Annotated in this window: 8 protein-coding genes and 1 tRNA gene; 2 read left to right on the top strand and 7 right to left on the bottom strand. The window is 59.3% G+C overall.

The window, feature by feature from the left end:
• On the top strand, window positions 1-448 hold a 448-nt coding region (locus tag Q0288_RS15450; protein WP_299432352.1), incomplete at its 5' end, for a hypothetical protein.
• Window positions 449-529: 81 nt separating this feature from the next.
• Here the strand turns inward: Q0288_RS15450 and Q0288_RS15445 are convergent.
• From Q0288_RS15445 to Q0288_RS15415, 7 genes are all read right to left on the bottom strand, one after another.
• Window positions 530-1141 carry a hypothetical protein gene (locus Q0288_RS15445; RefSeq protein ID WP_299432349.1) on the bottom strand — a complete coding sequence of 204 codons (612 nt, stop codon included), beginning with the start codon at window positions 1139-1141 and terminating at the stop codon, window positions 530-532.
• Between the two features lie 108 nt (window positions 1142-1249).
• A complete protein-coding gene (apaG, locus tag Q0288_RS15440; protein ID WP_299432346.1) occupies window positions 1250-1633 on the bottom strand; it encodes a Co2+/Mg2+ efflux protein ApaG in 384 nt (127 codons plus the stop codon).
• An 80-nt stretch (window positions 1634-1713) separates the two neighbouring features.
• The gene (locus Q0288_RS15435) at window positions 1714-2871 is read right to left on the bottom strand and encodes a class I SAM-dependent rRNA methyltransferase (protein WP_299432343.1); all 1158 of its coding nucleotides are present in this window, start codon (window positions 2869-2871) and stop codon (window positions 1714-1716) included.
• Between the two features lie 286 nt (window positions 2872-3157).
• A tRNA-Ile gene (locus Q0288_RS15430) sits at window positions 3158-3234 on the bottom strand.
• A 101-nt stretch (window positions 3235-3335) separates the two neighbouring features.
• The gene (locus Q0288_RS15425; protein WP_299432341.1) at window positions 3336-3839 is read right to left on the bottom strand and encodes a DNA cytosine methyltransferase; all 504 of its coding nucleotides are present in this window, start codon (window positions 3837-3839) and stop codon (window positions 3336-3338) included.
• A gap of 535 nt (window positions 3840-4374) precedes the next feature.
• Window positions 4375-5118 carry an ABC transporter ATP-binding protein gene (locus Q0288_RS15420; protein WP_299432358.1) on the bottom strand — a complete coding sequence of 248 codons (744 nt, stop codon included), beginning with the start codon at window positions 5116-5118 and terminating at the stop codon, window positions 4375-4377.
• 210 nt (window positions 5119-5328) lie between these two features.
• A complete protein-coding gene (locus Q0288_RS15415; protein ID WP_299432355.1) occupies window positions 5329-6645 on the bottom strand; it encodes a S41 family peptidase in 1317 nt (438 codons plus the stop codon).
• 340 nt (window positions 6646-6985) lie between these two features.
• Here Q0288_RS15415 and Q0288_RS15410 point away from each other — a divergent pair.
• A partial coding sequence (locus tag Q0288_RS15410) for an ATP-binding cassette domain-containing protein (protein WP_299432338.1) occupies window positions 6986-7180 on the top strand: 195 nt, incomplete at its 3' end.

The following is a 7180-nucleotide window of genomic DNA, read 5'->3' as shown; positions in this document are numbered from 1 at the left end:
CTCGGGGGTCTTGGCCCTCGAAGACAGGGCCGCCCTGCACATCACGCTTTTTCAGGAAGGGGAGATCAAGCTAAGCACCAGCTTTCCTGCGGGCTTCGAACCAACCCGCCAAACCCTGATTACCTGGACAAAGCGCATCCCGGCAACGCTGAACCTGAGCCTCCAACCGATCAAGCCCTGGCCTTCGAGCGAACTCCCTGCGGCTACTACGGTACACAACGAGGCGGTCTGGAATCTGGTTCATGGCCTGCTCGAGACCCACCTGGGTTTTTGGGCAGGGCTAGTGGAATTTCGTCTCAGGCGCGAGTTTTACCACCTGGAAGCCGACCTTCTCATTGAAAGCCTGGTAACCTGGCTGATCCAGAACAAACACCCTGGTATAGCAAAAGAATTGCGCCAACAGCTTAGCCGTGTGCAGTACCAGGCCTTCTTCGAGCATTTTGAATAGAAAGCATTGCTGATAGCCAGTGTGTAGACCCAGACGCCGTTCTTCCTGCGGTTACCTGACTAAACCAGGGTGAAAAGCGCTCTAACCCCGGTGACGCTCCAGCTGCACCAGTCGCATGACGGTCAGTTGGGTAAAGGCTTCCCATTCTTCGGGCACGGCTTCGATGGGCTCGAGTAAAAACCGCCGCTCGAAGAGGGAACGCTGCTTGCGGATACGGTAGCGGTTGTGGCCGTAGGAGTCGGCTACCAGATAGGTAGGGTTGAGAAAGTAGAGCATGGCCCCGGCAGCCACCCACCCAATCAGCGGAATTTCATCAATAATACCCGCGATGCCCTCGATAACCTTGATCCAGGGGTTCTCTTCCCGCACATGGTAGATTACGTTGCCCTGGGCATCTTTGACGAAGTAGCGGGTGCGCCACAGCGAGTTCCAGCCGTCGTTTTCAAAGCTGCCGATCGGTTGCCCGGCGGCAGCCTTGATGAAGTGCCTGGCCCCAAAGCCCATTACGCGGTCGGCCTCGAGGGTGTAGAGTAGCTGCTTTTTGCTTTTGTCGGCAAAGACCGAGGTGGCCTCGCGCAGGGTGAAAATCTTCTGCTTGAAGGTGAGGAGATTGCGCCCGCCGGCGTCCTCGAGATGCAACTCGGGGGATAAAACCAGGAGAGGCCATTTGATCTGCCAGGGATACGAACTCATATCCACAAGCCTAGCAGCCCGGCTGCCTGGGGTGTCAACAGGCAAAGATGGGAGCGAAAAAGTGCAACCGGCTGGTCTGGTTACCCCTAGCCACCGGGTGCACGGCCTTCAATTCAAAGTGCGCGACGCCTGGGGGGGAAGCCTCAGGGCAAAGGTCGGAATCTCGATGAGGAACAGTTCGCCCAGCGTGTTCTGGAAGGTGTAATACCCCCGCATCGAACCCGGTGGGTGCGCGATGGGGCAAAAGCTGTTGTACTGATAGCTTTGCCCTGGCTCCAGGACAGGTTTTTCGCCCACTACGCCCTCGCCCTGCACATGCCCCACCTTGCCGTCGCCATCGTGGATGAACCATTCTCGGCTCAACAGTTGCACCGTCTCGTGGCCCCGGTTTTCCAGGGTGATGAAGTAGACAAACACATGCTGCCCCGGCCTCGAATGCCCTTCGGCATAGACCACCTCCACGCTGATGTGGATGCTATCGCGGATAGGCAAACCTGCTCCCTGCACCCTACCAGCATAAGCGGCCCGCAGGTTTTGACAACCGCGCCCCTCCGTGCCAACAAAGCGCCTTTCTACAGCGGATCGTCCTGAAAAATAGCGGTTTTGAGGTAAAGCGACTCCGGCACATGCAGGCTCCAGGGGTGGTCGGAGGGGTTGTAGCGGATGGCATGAACCCGTAGCCGACGGCCTTCATCGGCTGCGGCCCGGCGGGTTACCTCGAGCAGCTCGTCCACCCCCAGGTAGTAGGCACAGCTCGAGAGCCACAACCACCCTTCAGGGGCCAGGAGCCGGAGGGCGGGCCGCAGTAAATCCACCAGCAGCCGCTTGACCCTGGGCAGCTCGTCGGGCTTCTTGACCAGGGCGGGGGGGTCGAGCAACACCTGCTGGAAAGGGGGGGTTTTGCTCCAGGCCAGCCTTTCCAGCACTTCGACAGCATCTCCCTGTCGAATATCCACCCTTAGACCCAGGCGGGAAGCCGTGCGATCCAGCACCCCCAGCGCGTCCAGGTCTTTGTCTACCGCCATCGCATAGGCCCCTTTGCGCGCCGCCCGCAGGGCAAACCCTCCCACATAGCTGTACACGTCCAGCACCCGCTGGCCTGGTTGGGCCATCTGCTCGAGTAGCCGGCGGTTCTCGCGCTGGTCGAGGTAGTAGCCGGTTTTTTGCGCTAGATCTAGCGGTATGGAAAAGACCAGCCCGTCCTCCTGCACTTCCAGCACCTGCGGCACCTTGCCATAGATGGCCCCCACCTTCTCTGGCAGCCCCTCCTGCCGACGGCTATCCATATCAGAACGTTCGTAGATGCCTACCGGCTGGGCAGCCTCGATAAGAGCCGGCAGCCAGGTTTCCCGCAGGGCCTCCATGGCCCGGTTGCGCACCTGCACCACCAGTACCCCACCGAAGCGATCCACCACCAGCCCTGGCAGCCCATCGGCTTCGGCGTGTAACAGCCGGTGAAACGGGTCTAGCTTGGCCCGTTTTTCCCTGGCCCGCCCGAAGCGTTGCAGGAAGAATTTCTTGTCCAGGGGCCCGTCGTCAAAGCGGTAGACCCGCACTGCAACACGGCTTTTGGGGTCATAGTAGCCTATACCCAGGAAGTGTTTGTCCTGGGTGTATACCTTGACTATGCCGGTTTCGCTGGGGGCTTCTTCCAGCTCATCGGCGAAAAGCCCTGGATAAAAGTTGCGTACCTTCTTGTCTTTGCCGGCCTTGGCGATGACCCGTTGCACCCAATGAGCATAAAGAAAAAAGCCTGTGGTGTGGTGGGTGGATTGATTTGAGTCTGTAAGTTGGCGAGCTGTGCACTGGGCGCCGGTCTATGGTCTTTGGGCGGTTCGTAATGGCTTTTTCTGATGTCGTCAAAAAACTCTCCAGATCGCCCGCTGTAGCGTTTTAGACCCTGGCGATCGGCTATCAACGTCCTCGCCATCCGGAGAGCGACAGTACAGCTCCAGATACACCTCGACAGGCTGGGCGCGTCAGGCCAGCGCAAGCGACTTGACCAATTTTGGAATTTGGTGGGCCGTGCAGGACTTGAACCCGCGACCTGGCGATTATGAGTCGCTTGCTCTGACCAACTGAGCTAACGGCCCCCACGCAGCATACTGGTGATTCCGACAGAACCAGAACCCAGGCTAGTCTAGCGGGTTTGCCCCATTTGCTCAACGCGTGGCAGTCGGGGCCGGGTCGCCCGCTAGGGCCGAGGGGGGTGCTTATCCTGGCCGGTAAGCTGATCCTCGAGTTCGCCGATGTAGGCAGCCAGGGTATTGCCGGCCTTCTCGATATCCTCACGCAGTTCGTGCTCTACCCGGTCAATGCGCTCCATCACCTCTTTGAGCCTGGCCTCGAGCCCCGCCGGGCTCTGGGCCTTGATAGGAACCAGTTCGCCCTCGAGCCACTTTTTCAACTCCGAGAAGCGGCTGGCCTCGGCCTCATCGGCCAGTTTTCGGGCGGAGAGCAGCTCGCGGGCATATCTTTTGACCTCGAGCAGGGCTGCGGCCTCGAGCCCCACCGTGTACATGAAATAGACCACCACCAGCACCGCCATGATGATCAGCATCACGATGCCAAAGGGCGCGGACACCTGGGTAAAAATCAGCGAAAGCGTTCGGTTCTCGCTAAAAACCGCCCAGTTACGCCAGGCGAAAACCATCATTGCCACCACCAGAACCAGTAGAAAAACGTTACGCCCCCGCATCTGTAGCCTCGGACGCGATTATAACTTTTCCTACCAGCCCACATCAGCCGTAACGGTTGGTTAGTGCACCCGTACAAAAGGGTTTTGCTGCTCTCCTGCGTCAAAAACCGGGTCTTGCGCACTACCGTTTGTTCCCGGAAGGAGCAGGCATACGCCGAGCCTCGGGTATGCTATGTAAGTAATACTTTAGGGCGCTTATGTTATCAAAGTAGAAATGCAGAGTCGGTAGCGCGGTGTCCAGGGGGGTTTCGGGAAATACCCCGGGGTATCGGCGACCGAAAACTTCCCTGGGATCGGTTCGCTGCCCTAGAGCGGTTTTCAAATTGATGGCATCCCCGGTTGCTTTGAAAACCGCCTCAGGGTCGCTCCGGTTTCGTGAAGGGTGCGTCTACTCCCGCCAGATCAGTCCACGAGTTACCCTGAGCAGCGCCCACTTGAGCATCGGACGAACCGCACGGTTTTGCCCACGGGGCCTGAATATTTGCCGGGCTGTAGGCAGCGAGAAACAGGCAGTGGAGCCACAGAGAGCTGTATCCTAGGCCAGGACGGGTTCGGGTTCATTGGCGTCCTCGGTGAGGCGCAGGAAAAACTCCTCCAGATCGGCGGAGCCGTGTTGGTTAAGCAGCTCTTTGGGAGAACCCAGCGCCAGCAAGGAGCCCCGGTGCACCAGGGCCACCCGATCGGCGACCTGTTCGGCCAGGTGTAGCTGGTGGGTGGCGTATAGCACTGCCCGCCCATCCTTGGAATAGTCGTGCAGCAAGTCCTTGACCAGCCGGGTCGCGTGGGGGTCGAGACCCACCATTGGTTCATCCAGAATAAGCGCTTGTGGGGCGTGCAGAAGGCTCATCGCCAGCGAGAGCTTCTGGCGCATTCCGTGCGAGTAGGTTTCGATCAGAGAAGAAGCAAAGCGATCCAGGCGAAACTGCACCAGTAGCTCTTCGATGCGGGCCTCCGCTTTTATTCGGGTGAGCTGGTACACCCCGGAGGCAAAACGCAGCAGCTCGAGCCCGGAAAGTTTACCGTACAGGTAGGGCCGATCCGGCACATAGCCAAACTGGGCCTTGGCCCGCACCGGGTCTTTCCAGACATCCACCCCGTTCACCAGCGCCCGGCCCCGGCTGGGCCGCAGCAACCCCACCAGAGCCTTGATGGTGGTGCTCTTGCCAGCGCCGTTTGGGCCCAGGAGGGCCAGGGTCTCGCCGGGCCGAACCTCGAGGTTCAGGCCATCCAGGGCCACAAATTTGCCGTACCGCTTGCTGAGGTCTTCGAGCAAGATCATCGCCACAAGTAAAGCCTAAGGCCGAAAGCGAAAGGCAAGGGTGCAAAAGGGAACAAGTCGAAGGCCGAAAGTCGCAAGTCACAGGTCGTTAGCTGATAGCTAATAGCCCATAGCTGATCGCTTCTGAACTGCGACCCGAGACCTGCGACATACTTGCTGGGCCTGCATCGGTATAAACCTCAGGTTATTGAACCGCCACAAACGCAAAGGTTATCGGAGCTCTTCCAATGCCCGGCGCAGGATGGCGTCCCTGGTCAAGTCTACTTCGGCCTGACCGCGCTCGGCAGGCAAGGTGATGGCAGGGCGGGGCTGGCTGAAGCTGTACTTGCCCTGGGCATCGGCCCTGGTGGTAAAGCTCTGGCCGCCGATGGTGATGGTTACGTTTTCACCAGGTTTGGCCCCAGTGCCCTCGAAGGATACCGGCACTTCAAAGCGGGTGTCTTTGACCTCGATGTCGGGCTTTATGCCCTGCTGGTTGATGCCCCGGCGCTTGGGGGTGAGCCATTCAAAGGTCACCAGCGTCAGGTCGCCGCCATTGGCCAGGTCAATCACGTTCTGTCCAACGCCTTTGCCAAAGGAAGTTTCGCCAATGACCCTGGCCCGACCGGTGTCCTGCATAGCCCCGGCCACAATTTCCGAGGCCGAGGCCGAATTGCCGTTAATCAAGACCACCATGGGGCCGGGCCAGGCAACCTGTCCGTTGGCCTCGCAGTAGAGCCGGGTTTCGGTGCGGGTACGGGTAAACACCAGGGGGCCTTCGCGGATGAAGGCCCGCGCTACCTGGCAGCCCTGATCGAGCAGGCCACCCCCATTATCGCGCAGATCGAAGACCAGCTTTTGCACGCCCCGCTGCCGCATCTGATTTAGTGCGGCGTTAAGTTGTTCGATTACCCGCACATTGCCAAAGGTCTCGAGGGCCACGTAGCCCACATTTCCCGGCAGCACGGTGGTAGAGACCGATACAATCTGCACCCGCTGGCGGATCATCTCGAAGCGCATGATGGCGTTGGTTCCATCGCGGCGAACCCCGATGGTCACCCGGGTATTCTGTGGTCCGCGAATTTTGGCGACAATTTCGTTGACATCAAGTCTGGTCACGTCTTCGGCATTGACCTCTACGATCACATCGCCGGCCTTGACGCCCGCATTGAACGCCGGCAGACCGCGAATGACGCCTTGCACCCGGGCCCCGCCCCCATTTTCGTTGGGTGCGAGGGTAGCTCCGATGCCAAAAAACTCCCCTTGAATGTCCTGATGGCGCAGGTTGGCCCGCTGGGGGGGCGAGTAGCTGGTAAACTCGTCGTCCAGGGCGCCCAGCATACCCCGGATTCCTCCTTCCAGCACCCGGTTGAGCTGGTCGCTTTCCAGCCGTGACAGGTACTGGCTCTGGATCAGTTGAAAGGTCTGCATCAGGGCTTGTCCGGTGGGGTTGCGGGCAAAAGCCTCGGCGCCTCCCCCTGCCAACTGGGCATACACCAGTGCGGCCAGTATGCCACCCACCACGAATATCCAGGCTCTCCGCTTCATCTTTTCGTTCACCTAAGTTAATAGTGTAGCGGCAATGAATGAGAGCGGAGTGTTCACTGGCGGACAATGAGGGTCAGCCCAAAGCCGAAGGCTCGAGGCCGAAGCCGGGATCGGTGCAGCAGCAAATCGCGGGTTGCGATATGGTCTCAGCATAAGCGGTCTAGCGGGTGTTATGAAGACTTGAGGGATGAGCCGGAAGCCTGATGCAACCCAGGTTAACGACGTGCAGTGGCCCCACCTGACCTTGACGCGGGAGGGTGCACCCCCGCAGCCCTCCTCCTGAAAATTCTAATGTGGAGATACTTATGCTCCCCCAGGTCTTGTTGTACCCTGGATACCGATGATTCACTTCCACCGGGTGACGCTCGAGTACGCCCGCACCCAGACCAAAGCCCTGTTTGATCTGAACCTGGAAGTCAAGAAAGGCGAGTTTGTGTTTCTGGTCGGGCACTCGGGTGCGGGTAAGTCCAGCCTGCTCAACCTGATCCTGAAGCGCCTCGAGCCCAGTTCGGGGGCGGTGTACTTTGCCGGAGAA

It is taken from the genome of uncultured Meiothermus sp. (assembly GCF_937863175.1).
Lineage (GTDB): Bacteria > Deinococcota > Deinococci > Deinococcales > Thermaceae > Meiothermus.
Note: the sequence above shows the minus strand (reverse complement) of the source record. Positions and strands in the feature narration are given on the sequence as shown.

Excerpts from the sequence above, each read along its gene's own strand:
- Q0288_RS15445 (WP_299432349.1), bottom strand. The coding sequence starts at position 1,141 with ATGAGTTCGTATCCCTGGCAGATCAAATGGCCTCTCCTGGTTTTATCC.
- Q0288_RS15425 (WP_299432341.1), bottom strand. The coding sequence starts at position 3,839 with ATGCGGGGGCGTAACGTTTTTCTACTGGTTCTGGTGGTGGCAATGATG.
- Q0288_RS15420 (WP_299432358.1), bottom strand. The coding sequence starts at position 5,118 with ATGATCTTGCTCGAAGACCTCAGCAAGCGGTACGGCAAATTTGTGGCC.
- Q0288_RS15415 (WP_299432355.1), bottom strand. The coding sequence starts at position 6,645 with ATGAAGCGGAGAGCCTGGATATTCGTGGTGGGTGGCATACTGGCCGCA.